We start from the raw sequence: 15873 nt of genomic DNA, 5'->3' as shown, positions 1-15873 counted from the left end.
CCTGTCACCGCACTCCATGCAGCAAGCACCAGCCTTCCCTTCCATTCCCCAAGCCCTGCTGCTGGCGTTGGCGCTGATCCTGCTTCAGGTGCTGGCGTACGCCCTGTTGCAGGAGCTGCACACCCCGCTGGGTCTGCCGGAGCCTGCGCTCTGGCCGCTGGCCATGGTGCTGGGCAACGGCCTGCTGTTCCTGGGCCTGATGCCGCTGGCCCGGCTCGGCTACCGCCAGCTCTTCCACGCCAGCAAGGCCTCGCCCTGGGTGATCGGCCTGCTGACCCTGCCGCAGCTGCTGATGATCACGCCGCTGCTGGCGCTGCTGTTGGGCCAGCTCGGCGAGTTCCTGATGGAGCTGCTGCCGGTCTCGGCTGCGGAGCAGGCGGGCTTCGAGTTGATGATGGATGGCTCGCTGACCAGTCTGGTGGCGGTCTGCCTGCTGGCGCCCGTGCTGGAGGAAATGCTGTTCCGCGGCGTGGTGCTGCGCGGGATGCTGACGCGCTACCCGCGTGGCCAGGCCATTGCGGCGTCGGCCCTGCTGTTCGGGCTGATGCACCTGAATGTCTACCAGTTCGTCATCGGCTCCCTGCTGGGCCTGCTGCTGGGGTGGCTGTATGAGCGCACGCGCTCGCTGATCCCCTGCATCGGCCTGCATGCGGCCTACAACAGCTGGTTGACCCTGCTGGCCGCGCGTGCGGATGCGCAGGCGAGTCCCTGGGGCGAGCTGGGTTCGCTGGGGCTGGCCGCGGTGGGCATCGGCCTCCTGGGCGCCTGGGGGCTGCGGCGGGTGCTGGCCCCACGACCTCTCAGACCCTGAGCTCTGAACCCGCCCTACAGCCCCATCGCCTCGATCTCCACCGCACAGGCCTCGCGCACCGTTTGCACGGTGCAGGGCATGTCCAGCCGGAACCAGCCGGGCAGGCCGCGCTCGCTGCGTGAATCGAGGATGGCGTGCTTGAGCGCGAAGTACACGGTGGCGGCCAGGCACAGCGGCGGCTCGCCCACCTCTTTCGCCGACATCAGCAGGTTCGGGTTCTCGGGCACCTCGGCCGAGCGTTCGCGTGGGTACAGGTCGACGTGGAACTCGCGCGGAATGGTGGTGCTGGCCGGGATCTTGTAGCCCCAGGTATTGGGCGTGTTGTTCATGCCGCGCTGCGGGCCGTCGGGTTGCCAGACCACGTTCTCCATCAGCACCCGGCCAATGCCTTGCACGAAGGCGCCCTCCAGCTGACCGACATCGGTGGCCGGGTTGAGGCTCTTGCCCATGTCGTAGATGAGGTCGGAGCGCAGGATGGTGGTCTCGCCGGTCAGGATGTCCACCTCGACCTCGCTGCAGCCCACGCTGTAGGTGAAACCGACGAAGTTCTGCGCGGTTTCCTGCGTGCCCGGGTGGAACTGCAGGTTCGTGTCCGCACGCTCGCCGCCGCTCTCGTTGTGCTGGGCCTGGGCGGAGAGGTTGACGCGCGCCATATTGGCGGCCGCCACGATGGCCTGCCACAGCAGCCGTTGCTGGCCATTGCCGGCATCGTAGGGCGTGTTCCAGCCCTCGTCGTAGCTCCAGAAGTCGAGGTGCTGCTGGCGGCAGTAGTCGCGGCCGCGGCTGTTGAGCTGCTCCACGCAGAAGGCTTCGAGGCGCTTGCGCAGGCGCTGGGCGGCCTTCTGGGCCGCGCCGCCGTTGAAGGCGCTGCCGGTGCTCGCGCCGGTGGAGATGGGGTTGGGAATGACCTGGGTGGACAGGGTGCCCACGCGGATCAGGTAGACGGGGATGTTGAGCGCCTCGGCCACCAACTGCATCACCTGGGTGTTCAGGCCCTGGCCGATCTCGCAGCCGCCATGGCGCACCACCACGGTGCCGTCGCCGTCAAAGATGTCCACCAGCGCATCGCCGCGCTCCAGGAAGGTGGCGTTGAAGCCCATACCGTACTTGATGGGCAGCATGGAAATGCCGCGCTTGCGCCAGCGGTTGTTGCGGTTGAACGTGCGCACCTGCTCCAGGCGGCGCGCAAAGTCCACCTTCTGCTTGGCGTACTGCCACACGTCCTGCAGGTAGCAGTACTCCAGCACCTGGCCATAGGGGGTGAAGTCGCCCAGGCGGTAGAGGTTCTTTTCGCGCACCTCCTCGGGCAGCATGCCGATGGCATGTGCGGCCGCCTCCAGGCCGTCTTCCAGCACGACGATGCCGGAGATCGCGTCCAGGCTGCGGAAGGAGCTGTTGCTGATGAGGTTGGTCAGGCAGACCTCGCCCTTGGTTTCGTAGTGCGGCACGTAGTAGCCGTTGTCGGCGCGCAGCAGCACGCAGTCCATCACCACCGGCGTGCAGTCGGCGGTGTTGCCGGCGTCCATGAAGTAGTGGATGTCCAGCCCCATCAGCAGGCCGCGGTGCTCGGGCTTGTCCTCGCCGGTGCCGATGGCGAAGGCGTAGCGGCCGAACAGCGGGCTCTCGTGGCCGAACAGGGCGGAGTCGGCCTCGCGTGTCATGGCCAGCTTCACCGGCCGGCCGAGCTTGTGCGCCGCCACCGCCGCATTGGCCGCGGCCCAGGGCGAGCGCGGGCCCTTGCCGCCATAGCCACCGCCCACGCGCCGCACCTGCACGTCCACCTGGTTGGACGCCAGGCCCAGCGCCGCGCTGACGGCCGAGAGGATGGTGTCGGGGTTCTGGGTGGAGGAGATGACGGTCAGGCTGCCGTTGTCGTTCGGGGTCGCCAGCGCCGATTGCGTCTCCAGGTAGAAGTGCATCTGCGGGCAGCGCGACATCTGCTCGCCCTTCACCACCTGGCAGGCGACGCTGCGCCCCTGCCAGCTCAGCACGGTGCGCTCGGCCTGCTGCCAGCCCGGCTGGCTGCCGTCGCGGGAGATGCCCCAGATGTTGTCCGTCACCAGGAAGTTCTTGGCCTCAATGGCCTGCTCCAGGCTCAGCAGCGGTTGGCGCGGCGCGCCGGCGGCGTCCGGCAACGGGGCATAGGCCACGCAGTCCTGCTGCACGCGGTAGGCGATGTTGATGGCGGCCTGCGCCGTGCGCGCCAGCACCAGGGCCAGCACCTGCCCGCAGGCCGTCACCTGGTCCTGGCAGATCAGCGGGTCTTCCGGGTTCTGGCCGTAGGCCTGGTTGTTCCGGCCCGGCACGTCCTGGGCGCTGACGAGGTCCACGAAGTCGGCGTGCTGTTCACGCAGCCAGGCCGCCAGCTCGGCAGGGGCCAGCGGCGCGCCGCCGCCGGGCTTGCGGAAGCTGAAGCGTGCCAGGGGCTGGATGGCCAGCACCGGTGCGGCTTCCACGCCATGGCGGGGCAGCGGCTCGTCGTGGGTGTAGACCGCTTCGCCGCTGACCTGGATGAAGGCCTCGGCCTTGATGTAGGGCCGATTGACCGGGTACTCGTCGGGGTAGCTCTGGTAGGCCTGCGTGCCGCGCGACACCGGCCGCTCCAGCGGCCATTGCCCGGCCGAGCGCAGGGCCGGCGGCACGCTTTCGGGGGCCACCTGCTCAGCCACCCAGATGAAGAATTGGTAGAAGAAGCTCTCGGCCAGATGGCTGCGGTAGGCGTCGGTGAAGCCCTCGTCGGGCAGGGCGGCCATGCGCTCGCGCGTGGCCTCGAGGCGCGAGCGCACCGCCGCACGCACCCGCTGCAGGCCGCCGGCCAGCAGCGCGGCATTCCAGGCCTGGCCCTGCAGCCATTGCTCCAGTTCGTGCAGCTGGAAGGCGATGGGGCCGATGCCGCCGTAGACCACCCGGGCCTGCTCCACCCGCCCGTCGGCGCCGAAGCGCACCCGCAGGCCCGCGTTGACGATGGAATGCGCATTGATCTCGCGCAGCGCCACCTTGAAGGTGCGCATCAGTTCGCGCGGTGCGGTGTAGGGCACGTGGTAGCGCAGCAGGATGGCACCGCGCTGCAGCTCCGGGTCCTGGCGCCAGGCCTCGGCAAAGGCCGGCAGGCCCAGGCGGCGGGGTGCGCTCCAGTTCGGGCAGGCCACGTCCACCTCGGCGTCCAGGCCGCACAGGGCGGTGAACAGGTCGGAAGGAAAGGGCACGCCGTCTTCCACATGCTGCACCACCAGCATGGTGTTGCCGCCCAGGCTGGCGGCGTCGCGCACGATGCGGCCGGCCGTGCGCTGCGCCATGTAGCGCAGCGCGGTCAGGCCACTGCGCTGGGCCTCGCTCGCCGTGCCCATCAGCGCATCCAGGAACTCCAGCAGCTCGGTGTAGGTGGTGGCTGCACCCAGCACCAGGCCTTCGCTGCCGGCCGTGCGGCCATGCAGCTCGGGGATCTCGGAAATGTCGATGCGGCTGAAGGGGGCGCCGTAGCAGACGTCCTGCGCCGGTTCGCCGTAGATGCCGATGGAGGTATTGCCCATCACCAGGCGCAGCGGGTCCGGCCCGGGGTGGGCGCGCAGCGCCTGCTCCAACTCGGCCAGGCTCAGCACGCGGCGCCAGCTGCTGTCGCGCTGCCGCAGGTCCAGCGGCACCGGCGGGCAATGCGGCAGGTTCTGGATCGGGTTGGGTTCCTGCGCCAGCTGGATGGGGATGACGGCCTTGCCGGTCTTGGCGTCGTAACCGGGCCAGGGCTGGCAGCGCATCGAGCCGCGTTCGTCCGCCTCGCTCCAGCCGGCCGCAAAGTGCCGCATGGCGTAAAGGATGGGACGAAAGCCCGTGCAGCGGCACAGATTGCCGTCGAACAAGGCCTCGATCTCGGCCTGCGTCAGCTGGGCGTCCGGCCGAGCCACAAGCTGGCTGTGCATGCTCATCACCCATCCGGGCGTGCAGTAGCCGCATTGCGTGCCGTTGTTGAGGGCCAGCGTGTACTGCACCGGGCTCAGGCCGGTGGCCACCTTGCCCACGCCTTCGACGGTGGTGATGGCCATGCCATCCACCGCGCACAGCGGGCGCAGGCAGGAATTGATGGCGCGCTGCTCGACCTGACCGCTGCGCGGGTTCCAGCGCGACAGGGTGACCGTGCAGGCCCCGCAGCCGCCCTGGGCGCAGACCTTCTTGGTGCCGGTCAGCCCCACCTCCGGCGAGCGCAGGTAGTCCAGCAGCAGCATGCGCGGGTCAGGGTTCTCGACTACATGGCGCTGGTCGTTGACCCAGAACACCAGGGTGCGCGTGCGCTGTTCGGTGCTTTCGAGCGGGAGCTGCGGCTGTCGGGCGTTCATGCGGTTCACCTCCGATGTCGACAAGGGCATGCACCCGCCAGGGCGCGTGGGTCGGCAGGCTAATCGAGCGCGTGGCCGCGTGCGCGGGGCTCCTTCTTCTTGAGGTGAGGCCGGGCGCGCCTCAGCCCATTGAATCGCTGCAGGCGGCCAGATCCGAACGCGTCACTGGCGGGCGCCGCCGCCCTCCAGCGCGGGGTGCGAGCGCAGGCGCTCCACGGCGAGATCGATGAAGGCACGTGCCTTCTTGGAGGCATAGCGACCCTCGCGGTGCACCACATGCACCGGCAGCGGCTCCGGCTCATAGTCCGTCAGCACGGTCTGCAGGCGGCCTTCGGCCTGCAAGGTCGCCACCTGATAGGACAGCAGGCGCGTCAGCCCGAAGTGCTGCAGGCAGGCTTGAATGGCCGCGTCGTTGGAGGTGGTGGTCAGGCGCGGTTGCAGCTTGATGGTGACGGGCTCTCCCGCTTGCTGCAGGCGCCACTCGGCGTTCGGGGTGACGGCGCTGGCGGCCACGATGGCGTGGGCTTGCAGGTCGGCGGGCACTTGCAGCGGCGGCGCGCTTTTCAGGTACTGCGGCGTGGCCACGATGACGCGCCGCACCTGCCCCACGCGCACCGCCTGCAGCGAGGAATCCGGCAGCTCGCCGATGCGCACGGCCACGTCCACGCCCTCGTCCATCATGTTGACGATGCGGTCCAGAAACCAGCATTGCGCCTGCACTTCCGGGTGCAGGCGCAGGTACTCCGTCACGATGGGCGTGACCACCTGCGCGCCGAACAGCACCGGTGCCGTGAGGGTGAGGCGGCCGCGCGGGTTGGCGTGCAACCCCGCCACGGATTCGTCCGCCTCCACCAGCTCGGCCAGGATGCGACGGCAATCCTCCGCGTAGCGCTCGCCCGCTTCGGTGACGCGAACGACGCGCGTGGTGCGGGTCAGCAGGCGGGCGCCGAGCTGGGCCTCCAGCTCGTTGATGGCGCGCGTCACCGCCGGTGGCGAGAGGTTCAGCTTGCGTGCCGCGCCGGCAAAGCCGTTGGCGTCCACCACGGCCACGAACACTTGAATCTGGTGCAGACGGTCCACAAAGCCTCCCGGTGTGGCGGGGGATTGTGCCGAGCCGGGAAGCCATGCCGGATTGTTCCGCTGCGCGCAGCAGTGCATTGGCTCTGGCGGGGATTCCGCCTGCACACGGGTTTGCGCACAGTGCGGGCATCCCTGCTCTGAAGCCGATTCCTCATGCTGCCCAGCCCTTTCTTCACCGAACTGCCGCCCCAGGGCGATGCCGATTGCTCCTTCGTTTCCCGCGCGTGGGCGGTCTTGCGGGTCTACCTGGGAATGGCGCCATGCAAGCGCTGAGCGTCGATGTGGCCATCGTCGGCACCGGTACCGCCGGCATGGCGGCCTACCGTGCCGCGCGCCAGCACACGGAAAGCGTGCTGGCGATCGAAAGTGGGCCCTATGGCACCACCTGCGCACGCGTGGGCTGCATGCCCAGCAAGCTGCTGATTGCCGCGGCCGAGGCCGCGCATGCCGTGCAGCAGGCGGCCGGCTTCGGCGTGCGGGTGCAGGGCGTGCAGATTGACGGCCGGGCCGTGATGCAGCGCGTGCGCAGCGAGCGCGACCGCTTTGTGGGCTTCGTGACCGAGTCCGTGGACAGCTGGCCCGCCGCCCATCGCCTGCGCGGCCACGCCCGCTTCGTGGCGCCCGGCGTGCTGGAGGTGGACGGCCACACGCGGGTGAAGGCCGCTCGCATCGTCATCGCCACCGGATCGGAGCCGCAGATCGACCCGGCCTGGCAGCAGGCCCTGGGCGAGCGCCTGATCCGCAACGACGAGCTGTTTGACTGGCACGACCTGCCGCGCGCCGTGCTGGTGCTGGGCGCCGGCGTGATTGCGCTGGAACTGGCGCAGGCCCTGCACCGCCTGGGCGTGCGCGTGCGCTTGGTGGGCCGCAGCCAGCGCGTGGGGCCGCTTACCGACCCGGTGCTGCAGGCCCTGAGCCGCGAGCTCCTTGGCGCCGAGATCCCCATGCACCTCGGCCAGCCCCAGCCTGAACTGCGCCGCGAGGGCGACGAGGTGGTGCTGAGGCTCGATGGCCAGGAGGAGCGCGTCGATTGGGTGCTGGCCGCCACAGGGCGCCGCCCGCGCCTGCAGGGCCTCGGGCTGGAGCACAGCGGTCTGCCATTGGACGCCGACGGCGTGCCGCCGTTCGATCGGCACACCGGCCAGGTGGGCGCGCATCCGGTCTTCATCGCGGGCGACGCCACGGCTGAGCTGCAGTTGCTGCACGAGGCCGCCGATGAAGGCCGCATTGCCGGCGACAACGCCGGCCGCTGGCCGGACGTGCGCGTGCGCCCGCGCCGGGCCCCTCTTGCCGTGGTGTTCAGCGATCCGCAGATCGCCACGGTCGGGCGCAGGCACGCCGAATTGCTGCAGGCGGGGGTGGCCTTCGAGACCGGCCGCGTCAGCTTTGCCGACCAAGGCCGCAGCCGGGTGATGCGCAAGAACCAGGGCGGCCTGCACCTGTATGCCGACAAGGGCACGGGCCGCCTGCTGGGCGCCGAAATGATCGGCCCGGCCGCCGAGCACCTGGGCCACCTGCTCAGCTGGAGCGTGCAGCGCGGCGACACGGTGCAGCAGATGCTGGACAGCCCCTTCTATCACCCGGTGGTGGAAGAGGGGCTGCGCACCGCGCTGCGCGACTTGCAGCGCGCCCTGCGCATGGGCCCGCCGCCGGTGGAACGCTGCCTGGACTGCGGGCCGGGGGCCTGAGCGGTGGCCTAGAAAATCGTCTGCAGCGCCGCCACCAGGGCGTCCGCATCCGCCGGGCTGTTGTAGCCCTGGAAGGACGCCCGCACGAAGGTCTGCGGCCCGTGCTGGGTCACCGGCACCTCGATGCGGAATTCGTCGAACAGCCGCTGCTTGAGCGCCTCGCCGTTCATCGGCGGCACGGGAATGGCCACCATCTGGCCGAAGTCCTCATCGCGGCACAGGGGTGAAAGACCGGTGTGCGCGCACACGCGCTGCAGGGTTTGCACCGCCAGCGCGTGACAGGCCTGGCGCACCTGCGGCCAGTGGTGCCGGGCGGCGAAGTCCAGCGCCGCGGGCACCGTGAGGAAGGCGGAAATGTCGCGCGTGCCCTGCCATTGCAGGCGCCGCTCCAGCAGGCTGTGGCCCAGGTAGGCGTCGAAGCCGGTATGCCCCTCCACGCCCGGGCTGTAGCCCCAGCTGATGGTGAGCGCGTGCAGCAATTCGTGCTGCTCGGGCCGCGCGTGCAGAAAGGCCGCACCCTTGGGGGCACCCAGCCACTTGTGGCAATTGCCGGTATAGAAGTCCGCGCCCAGGGCATCCAGATCCAGGGGCAGGTGGCCGGGCATGTGCGCGCCGTCGATCACGCTGCGGATGCCGGCCGCCCGCGCCCGGCGCACCAGCTCCTGGATCGGGAAGATCAGCGCGGTGGTGGACGTCATGTGGCTCAGGAACAGCACGCGCGTGCGCGGCGTCACCGCGCGCCAAACGCGTTCCACGAATTCTTCGGCGCGGAAGGGCAGGGGGATGGGCACCGCCACGCGGCGCGCGCCGCTGCGGGCGCAGACCCAGTCCCAGGTGTTGTCGCAGGCACCGTACTCGTGGTCGGTGCTCAGGATCTCATCGCCCGGTTGCAGCGGCAGCGAGCGCGCCACCGTGTTCACGCCCTGCGTGGCATTGGGCACGAACACCAGGTGTGCCGGGTCCGCGCCCAGTTCCTGCGCCAGCCGCGCGCGCGCCTGCGCCAGCAGTTCGGCCGAGCGTCGCCCAAGAAACGCCACCGGGTTGCGTTCCATCTCGCGCTGCCAGCCTTGCTGCACCGCCAGCACCTCGGCCGGGCAGGCGCCGAAGGAGCCGTGGTTCAGAAACACCAGGTCCGGATCCAGCAGGTACAGCGGCTTCAATCGCGCGGGGTCGAAAGACTCTTGCATGGGCTGAAACAGTGTGTTGGACGGGGCGCGGATTCCCGCGCCGGGGCTGCGTCGGCACAGTGTGGTCCATCGCCTCTCCTGCCTGCATTCGTACCATGATCGACGTCTACTACGCCCCCACCCCGAACGGCATCAAGATCCCGATTGCCCTGGAAGAACTGGGCGTGCCCTACCGGCTCATTCCGGTGAACCTTTCGGCCAACGAACAAAAGCGCCCGGAGTTCCTGAAGATCAATCCGAACGGCCGCATCCCGGCCATCGTGGACCCCGATGGCCCTGATGGCCCTGATGGCGAGCCGGTCTCGGTGTTCGAGTCCGGCGCCATCCTGCAGTACCTGGCCGAGAAATTTGGCGGCCTGCTGCCCAAGCCTGCGCGCGAGCGCATCCGCGCGTTCGAGTACCTGTACTTCCAGATTGGCGGCGTGGGCCCGATGTTCGGCCAGGCCGGCTGGTTCATGCGCCACCCCGAGAAGATGCCCGCCGGCATTGAGCGCTACCAGGCCGAGAGCCGGCGCCTCACGGCCGTGCTGGAAGCCCGCCTGCAAGAGTCGCCCTGGTTGGCCGGTGACGAGTACTCGATTGCCGACATCGCCCACTTCGGCTGGCTGCGATCGGCCGGCTATGCGGGGGTGAAGCTGGAGGACTTCCCGGCGGTGAAGGCCTGGGTGGAGCGAATTGCGCAGCGGCCGGCGGTGAAGCGGGCGCTGGGGTGAGGGGCACTGGGCAGCTGGCCGCGCGGGCTCAGCCGCCCGCGCAGGCGGACTCTTGGCGCTTCTGCCCGCGCTCCAGCGCGCGCTGAGCAACCAGGCGCTGTCGCTCATTGCCGGCGGCTTCGAGCCGCTCCTGCAGGCTGGACAGCCGCTTCGTCTCGAAGTCGCAGACGCGGGCCTGCTCCTGCTCCCGGCGCTCCTGGTGGTGTGAGCGGGCTTCCTCGCGAGCGGCCTGGCGCGCGGCGTCGCCCCGCTCGCGCCGCAGGGCGGCCGCCTCCAGCGGTGGCCGGCGCGCGTAGTCTTTGTTGGCGCTGGAGCGGGCCGTGGCGCGCTGCGCCGAGGCTTCGCGGTTGAAGCGGTAGTTGCGCAGTGCCAGCGCGCACTCCGGCTCGCCCTGGTCGGCGCAGTGCTGCAGCAACTGCTCGCCGCGCTGCGCGTCGATGCCGGACTGCCGGTTGCCCAGGCACCAATGCGCGTAGTCCCGCATGAAGACGCCATGGCCCTGGCTCACACCAGCCTCCAGCTGGGTGCAGCCCTGGCGCACATCCCCCTCCTCCTTGATCGTCCACAGCGCAAGGCGGTGCGCATCCTCGGGCTTGCCGCTGCGTGCTTTGTCGACCAGCTGCTGGCGCGCTTCCTGGCGCCTGAGTTGGCACAAGGGGCTGCCGTGGATCAGGCCGCCGATGAGTGCGGCGGCGGCCGTCCCCTGCTGGCGCCATTGATCGGCGTTGGCGCAGTAGAGGCGAATCGCCTCCGCATGCTGGGCTTGGATGCGCTCCAGCTCCGCCTGCAGGGCCGCGCGCTCGGCACAACTGCCGCAGCGCTCAAGGCGCTGGTGCAGCTCACGCAGCTTGCGCACCTGGGCTTCATGAAGTTCGGCATCGCGCTGGATCTGCGCGTTCTGGCGTTCGGCGGCCTGACGGTCGAATTCCCGCTGCTGCTCATGGGCGCGCTCCAGGTCCTCCAGGCGCCGGAGTTCGGTGGGGCTCATGGCCAGGGCGAATTCGCCCATGCCGAGCTGCAGGGCGAGCAGCAGCGTCGCGCGGCTGCCAGGCTTGCCCAAGCCGATGGACTTGCGTGGGGGGCGTGCGGGGCTCATGGATCGGATCCTGGGTCGCGCCCCTGAGGCGCAGCCCGCCGAAGGATAAGAACGCCGTCACGGCCTCGCAAGCGCAGCGCCCCGGGGCCGCACCCAGCCCAGGCTTTCACGTCGACCATTCCGCGCGCCGCAAGAGTCTCTTGGGCGCTGCGGTGATTCCGCTGTGCAGCCCAAAAACGCACAGTTCAACCCATGCGCTGAAGCCCAGCGACACGGTGCCCCGAGACGGACGCACTGGCCCCCACTCACTCCACGATTGACAGGACCTTTGCAATGAACGCCATGACCCTGCGCCACACCCTGCTGGCCACCCTGATCGCCTCCGCCAGCCTGATGGCCGTGCTGCCCAGCACCGCCCACGCCTACGACACCCACAGCACCTCTGCGCTGAACGTCGACGCCAAGGGCGTGGCCGTCTCCGGCTACGACGTGGTGGCTTACCAAACCGTGGGTGCCCCCACCCAAGGCAACGCCAGCTTCATGGCCAAGCACGAGGGTGCCACCTACCTCTTCAGCAGCGCCGCCAACCGCGACCTGTTCACGGCCAACCCGGCCAAGTACGTGCCGGCCTTCGGTGGCTTCTGCGCCATGGGCGTGGCGCTGGAGAAGAAGCTCGACGGCGACCCGACCGCCTGGCGCGTGGTGGACGGCAAGCTCTACCTGAACGTCAACAAGGACGTGCAGAAGAAGTGGCTGGAAGACGTGCCCGGCAACATCAAGAACGCCCAGATGACCTGGCCCAGCATCAAGGGCAAGGCGCCCAAGGATCTGTAAATCCGGCCTGCCGCCAGCGCGCTCGCATCCGCCGTGCGCGCTGGGGCTGAACTTCTCAGAGCGATGAAACCCCTTGCACTGAACCCCGCCGCGGGCGAGCTGACCATGCCGGGCGCACCCACCGTCACCCTGCCCAACGGATGCGCCTGCGTGCCCCAGCACTACCTGCAGTTCCGCCACGACGCCCGCAGCGTGCAAAGCCTGCTGGCCGACGTGGCGTGTGACGCGCACAGCTTGCTGTTCGCGGCCGAGGATGGCGGCGGGGTCTATCTGCAGGTGGGCCTGATCGGGCGCGAGAACTACGAACGCGGTGCCGCCGCGCGGCCGCTCAAGCTGGTCTACGGGCGCAAGTGGCGCATCGACGCCGACACGCCCAGCTCGGAAATCGTGCAGACCGCCTTTCTGGCCATTCAGAAGGCCCATGAGCACGAGGTGCGCGAGCTGCTGACCCTGCGCGACGCCGCCAGCGCCCGCTGCTCCAGCCCCTTGAGCAACCACCTGGATCTGCCGCTGATGGCGGCATTCCCGGAGCTGACGGCGGCCGAGCCGGAACCGCAGGCACTGGATCGCCCGCTGGCCGAGGCGGTGCGCGAGTGGTTGGCGCTCTGCCAGTTCGCGCAGCGGCCCTTGGAGCTGCTGCGCTGCGAGGACTGGGGCGCGGACGGTGCGGCGCTGTGGGTGCGCATCGGCAGCCCGCCCGCGGCGCGCGCGGCGGAGGGCGAGCTGGCGCACTTTGATGGCCAGGTGCTGCGCCTCCAGCTGGCGCAGGCCAGCCGGGTCGAGCTCGTGTTCGCGTTGATGGATGCGCTCATCCACTGCAGCAACCGGCGCATCGAAGAAGCCTTTCGCTTCCGCGGCTTTGCGCGCTTCAGCCGTCGCAACGACCCGGCGCGCATCGCGCAGTTGTCGCGCCAGCTGCGCCCCTATGCCCGCGACCTTCAGCGCCCCGAGTTCGCCGCCGAGTTCCAACGCCGCAACCACGACACCGACGCAGGCCGCGCGCCGCGCTGGCCCAGCGGCGAGCTGGCGCGCGTGAACGCCGAGAAGCTCATGCCGCACCGCCACCTCAGTGGGCACCTGCCGCAGGGCTATGCCCGTGCCGTCGCCTGATCTTCCTTTCCGCCCTGAATCACCCAGCCGCCATGAAGCTCTATCACTTCCCCCTCTCCGGCAATTCGCACAAGGTGCGTCTGGCCTTGTCGATGCTCGGCCTGCCGTACGAGGCCGAGGTGCCCAGCGGTGGCGCGCACAAGGCGCCCGAGTTCCTGAAGCTCAACCCCTTCGGACAGGTGCCGGTGCTTGTGGACGGGGCGGTGGTGGTGCGCGACAGCCAGGCCATCCTGGCCTACCTGGGCCAGCGCTACGGCGGTGACGCCTGGTGGCCCCGGGAAGCCGGGCGACTGGCGCAGGTGGTGGCCTGGCTCTCCACCGCCGCCAACGAGGTGGCCCACGGCCCGAACCTGCTGCGCCTGCACCACAAGTTCGGCCGCCCGATCGACCTGGCGGCCGCGCAGGCCCGCACCGCGGCCTTGCTGGCGGTGCTGGAAGGCGTGCTGGCCAGCCAGGCCTGGCTGGTGGACGGCGCGGCACCCACCCTGGCCGACCTGGCCGTCTACCCCTACATCGCCCTGGCGCCCGAGGGCCAGGTGGACCTCAGCCCCTATCCCGCCGTGCAGGCCTGGCTGGGGCGTGTGCAGGCCCTGCCGGGCCATGGGGACATGCCGGGCACCTGGAGCGCGAAGCGCGCTGCCTGAATGCTCTGGATCGCCGCTAAACCGCCCTCCCTCACCCCCTTTGCGCAGCCCATGAACACCCCCGAAGCCCCCCGCCACCCCCTGCCGCCCTTCACGCTGGAAGCCGCCCGGCAGAAAGTGCGTGCCGCCGAAGACGCCTGGAACCAGCGCGACCCGAACAAGGTGGCCCTGGCCTACACGCCCGAGAGCCGCTGGCGCAACCGCGCCGAGATCTTCCAGGGGCGGGCGGACATCCAGGCCTTTCTGGAGCGCAAATGGGCCAAGGAGCAGGAGTACCGCTTGATCAAGGAGATCTGGGCCCATGACGGCCACCGCATCGCGGTGCGCTTCGCCTACGAATGGCGGGACGACGCCGGCCACTGGTTCCGCGCCTACGGCAATGAGAACTGGGAGTTCGACGCCAACGGCTTCATGGCGGTGCGGCATGCCTCCATCAACGACCTGCCGATCCGACCCGAGGAGCGCAAGTTCCACTGGCCGCTGGGGCGCCGGCCGGATGACCATCCGGGCCTGAGCGAGCTGGGGCTGTGAGCATGGCTGCGCCCGCTCTGATTCGCAGGGCCCTGCACGGCCTGGAATGGCTGCAGGGGCTCGAAGCGCCGCTGCTGCTGCTGGCCCGTCTGCATGTGGCCTGGGTGTTCTTCGCCTCCGGCCTGACCAAGCTGAGGAATTGGGAGACCACCCTGACGCTCTTCACCGACGACTACCACGTGCCCCTGCTGCCGCCTGAAGCTGCGGCCTGGGCCGGCACCGCCGGCGAGCTGCTGCTGCCGCCCTTGCTGGTGCTGGGCCTGCTGGACCGCGTGCCCGCGCTGGGCCTGCTGGTGGTCAATGCCGTGGCGGTGCTCAGCTTGCCCGACATCGCCCCGGCCGCCTGGGCGCAGCACCAGCTCTGGGGCGTGCTGCTGGTGGTGGTGGCCGTGCGCGGGCCCGGCGCCTGGGCCCTGCCCAGCTTCTGGCGCCGCATCGCCGCCAGCGCCCCGCGCTGACCATGGCGTGACGGCGCGGGTTTCGGCACACTGGCCCACCCGCCCTGCAGGAGCGCCCATGACCATGCCGTCCCTGTCTGTTCTGGGCAGCGATGCCCTCTACGAGCACATCCTCGGTTCGGTCAGCGATGGCATCCACGTCATTGACCTGCAGGGCCGGGTGCTGATCGAGAACACCGCCTCGGCGCGGCTGCTGGGCTGGTGTGGCGACTGCCTGGTGGGCAAGAACGGCCACGCCGCCATCCACCACCACCATGCCGACGGGCGCTTGTTTCCGGTCGAGGACTGCCCGATCTTCTCGACCCTGCAGGACGGCCAGCCGCGTGAGGTGCTGGACGACGTGTTCTGGCGCCAGGACGGCAGCTGCTTCCCGGTGGAATACCGCACCGCGCCCCTGCGCGACGGGCAGGGCGTCATCTACGGCGTGACGGTGGTGTTCCGTGACATCACCGAGCGCAAGCTGGCCGCGCGCATGCAGGCGGCCCTGCATGGCCTGTCCACCTGCGCGCACGACTGCGACTCCTGCGCCACCCTGTACCCGCAGATCGAGCGCCTGCTGGGCGAGGTGCTGCCCCTGCGCGCCCTGCAGGTGGCGCTGCGGGACGAGGGCAGCGCCCAGCTGCAGCTGGCCTACCAGGGCGGGGCCGAGCCGCCGGCCGGTGCCCGCGGCCTGCAGCCCAGGGCGCTGCAGCGGGCCTGGCAGGTGGTGCAGGGGGTCGGCCCCTGCCAGGGCAGCGGCACGGCGGAGGGCGCCTGGCTGGGGGCGCCGCTGCGGCTGGGCGGGCGCATCGTCGGCGCGCTGGTCGTCGAGCCGCTGGAAGACGCGCGCCCCTGCACCGAGGCGCAGCTGCGGCTGCTGCAGTTCGCGGCGGACCAACTGGCCAATGCGCTGGAGCGCACCTGGCGCGAGGAGCGCCTGCGCTTCCAGGCGCAGTACGACGCGCTGACCGAGCTGCCGAACCGGCACCTGTTCGACGACCGCCTGCAGGTCGCTCTGGGCCAGGCCGGGCGGCGGCGCGAGGGCCTGGCGCTGGTCAACATCGACCTCGACAAATTCAAGCCCATCAACGACACCCTGGGCCACGCCGCCGGCGACGCGCTGCTGCGCCATGTGGCGCGCCGCCTCAAGCACGCGCTGCGCCAGTCGGACACCGTGGCCCGCGTGGGCGGGGACGAATTCGTGGCCCTGCTGCAGCCCGCCCTGCGGGCCGAAGAGGTGCTGGCCGTGGCCGAAAAGATGCGCGCCGCGCTGGCGCAGCCCTTTGAGCTGGAGGGGCAGCGGGTCGAGATCTCGGGCAGCATCGGCGTGGCGCTGTACCCGCAGCATGGGCAGGACGCCGAGAGCCTGGGCCGCAGCGCCGACGCCGCCATGTACCGCGCCAAGCGCGCCGGCAGCAACCGCGTGCAGCTGGCCTGACGGCTTCGATTCTTCCGCGCCGCGGCACAGTGCATT

At 70.2% G+C, this 15873-nt stretch carries 13 protein-coding genes; 9 read left to right on the top strand and 4 right to left on the bottom strand.

Annotated features, from left to right (window positions below; translation table 11 throughout):
• Positions 1-16 precede the first annotated feature (16 nt).
• On the top strand, positions 17-811 hold the full coding sequence (locus tag I7X39_RS05045) for a CPBP family intramembrane glutamic endopeptidase (RefSeq protein WP_198109871.1): 795 nt from the start codon (positions 17-19) through the stop codon (positions 809-811).
• Positions 812-825: 14 nt separating this feature from the next.
• Here I7X39_RS05045 and I7X39_RS05040 read toward each other — a convergent pair whose 3' ends face one another.
• On the bottom strand, positions 826-5139 hold the full coding sequence (locus I7X39_RS05040) for a molybdopterin cofactor-binding domain-containing protein (RefSeq protein WP_198109870.1): 4314 nt from the start codon (positions 5137-5139) through the stop codon (positions 826-828).
• 162 nt (positions 5140-5301) lie between these two features.
• Entirely contained in the window at positions 5302-6219 is a 918-nt protein-coding gene (locus I7X39_RS05035; RefSeq protein WP_198109869.1) for a LysR substrate-binding domain-containing protein, read from the bottom strand.
• A gap of 260 nt (positions 6220-6479) precedes the next feature.
• Here I7X39_RS05035 and I7X39_RS05030 point away from each other — a divergent pair, with 260 nt between their 5' ends.
• A complete protein-coding gene (locus I7X39_RS05030; protein WP_198109868.1) occupies positions 6480-7907 on the top strand; it encodes a dihydrolipoyl dehydrogenase in 1428 nt (475 codons plus the stop codon).
• A gap of 8 nt (positions 7908-7915) precedes the next feature.
• Here the strand turns inward: I7X39_RS05030 and I7X39_RS05025 are convergent, their stop codons facing one another.
• Positions 7916-9094 carry an aminotransferase class V-fold PLP-dependent enzyme gene (locus tag I7X39_RS05025; RefSeq protein ID WP_232351702.1) on the bottom strand — a complete coding sequence of 393 codons (1179 nt, stop codon included), beginning with the start codon at positions 9092-9094 and terminating at the stop codon, positions 7916-7918.
• A 95-nt stretch (positions 9095-9189) separates the two neighbouring features.
• Here I7X39_RS05025 and I7X39_RS05020 point away from each other — a divergent pair, with 95 nt between their 5' ends.
• A complete protein-coding gene (locus I7X39_RS05020; RefSeq protein WP_198109867.1) occupies positions 9190-9807 on the top strand; it encodes a glutathione S-transferase family protein in 618 nt (205 codons plus the stop codon).
• Between the two features lie 28 nt (positions 9808-9835).
• On the opposite strand, the gene I7X39_RS05015 is transcribed toward I7X39_RS05020, so the two are convergent.
• Entirely contained in the window at positions 9836-10903 is a 1068-nt protein-coding gene (locus I7X39_RS05015; RefSeq protein WP_198109866.1) for a hypothetical protein, read from the bottom strand.
• Positions 10904-11176: 273 nt separating this feature from the next.
• Here I7X39_RS05015 and I7X39_RS05010 point away from each other — a divergent pair, with 273 nt between their 5' ends.
• From I7X39_RS05010 to I7X39_RS04985, 6 genes are all read left to right on the top strand, one after another.
• The gene (locus I7X39_RS05010) at positions 11177-11677 is read left to right on the top strand and encodes a YHS domain-containing (seleno)protein (protein ID WP_198109865.1); all 501 of its coding nucleotides are present in this window, start codon (positions 11177-11179) and stop codon (positions 11675-11677) included.
• Positions 11678-11740: 63 nt separating this feature from the next.
• Positions 11741-12787, top strand: a complete 1047-nt coding sequence (locus I7X39_RS05005; RefSeq protein ID WP_198109864.1) for a hypothetical protein — start codon at positions 11741-11743, stop codon at positions 12785-12787.
• A gap of 32 nt (positions 12788-12819) precedes the next feature.
• The gene (locus I7X39_RS05000; protein ID WP_198109863.1) at positions 12820-13431 is read left to right on the top strand and encodes a glutathione S-transferase family protein; all 612 of its coding nucleotides are present in this window, start codon (positions 12820-12822) and stop codon (positions 13429-13431) included.
• A 51-nt stretch (positions 13432-13482) separates the two neighbouring features.
• Entirely contained in the window at positions 13483-13962 is a 480-nt protein-coding gene (locus I7X39_RS04995) for a nuclear transport factor 2 family protein (protein ID WP_198109862.1), read from the top strand.
• 2 nt (positions 13963-13964) lie between these two features.
• On the top strand, positions 13965-14420 hold the full coding sequence (locus tag I7X39_RS04990) for a DoxX family protein (RefSeq protein WP_198109861.1): 456 nt from the start codon (positions 13965-13967) through the stop codon (positions 14418-14420).
• A 58-nt stretch (positions 14421-14478) separates the two neighbouring features.
• Positions 14479-15837, top strand: coding sequence for a diguanylate cyclase domain-containing protein (locus I7X39_RS04985; protein WP_198109860.1), 1359 nt, complete (start codon positions 14479-14481; stop codon positions 15835-15837).
• Positions 15838-15873: the final 36 nt, after the last annotated feature.

Source organism: Inhella proteolytica, assembly GCF_016093275.1.
GTDB lineage: Bacteria > Pseudomonadota > Gammaproteobacteria > Burkholderiales > Burkholderiaceae_C > Inhella > Inhella proteolytica.
The sequence above is the reverse complement of the archived record's forward strand: the minus strand, read 5'-3'. Positions and strand labels throughout refer to the sequence as shown.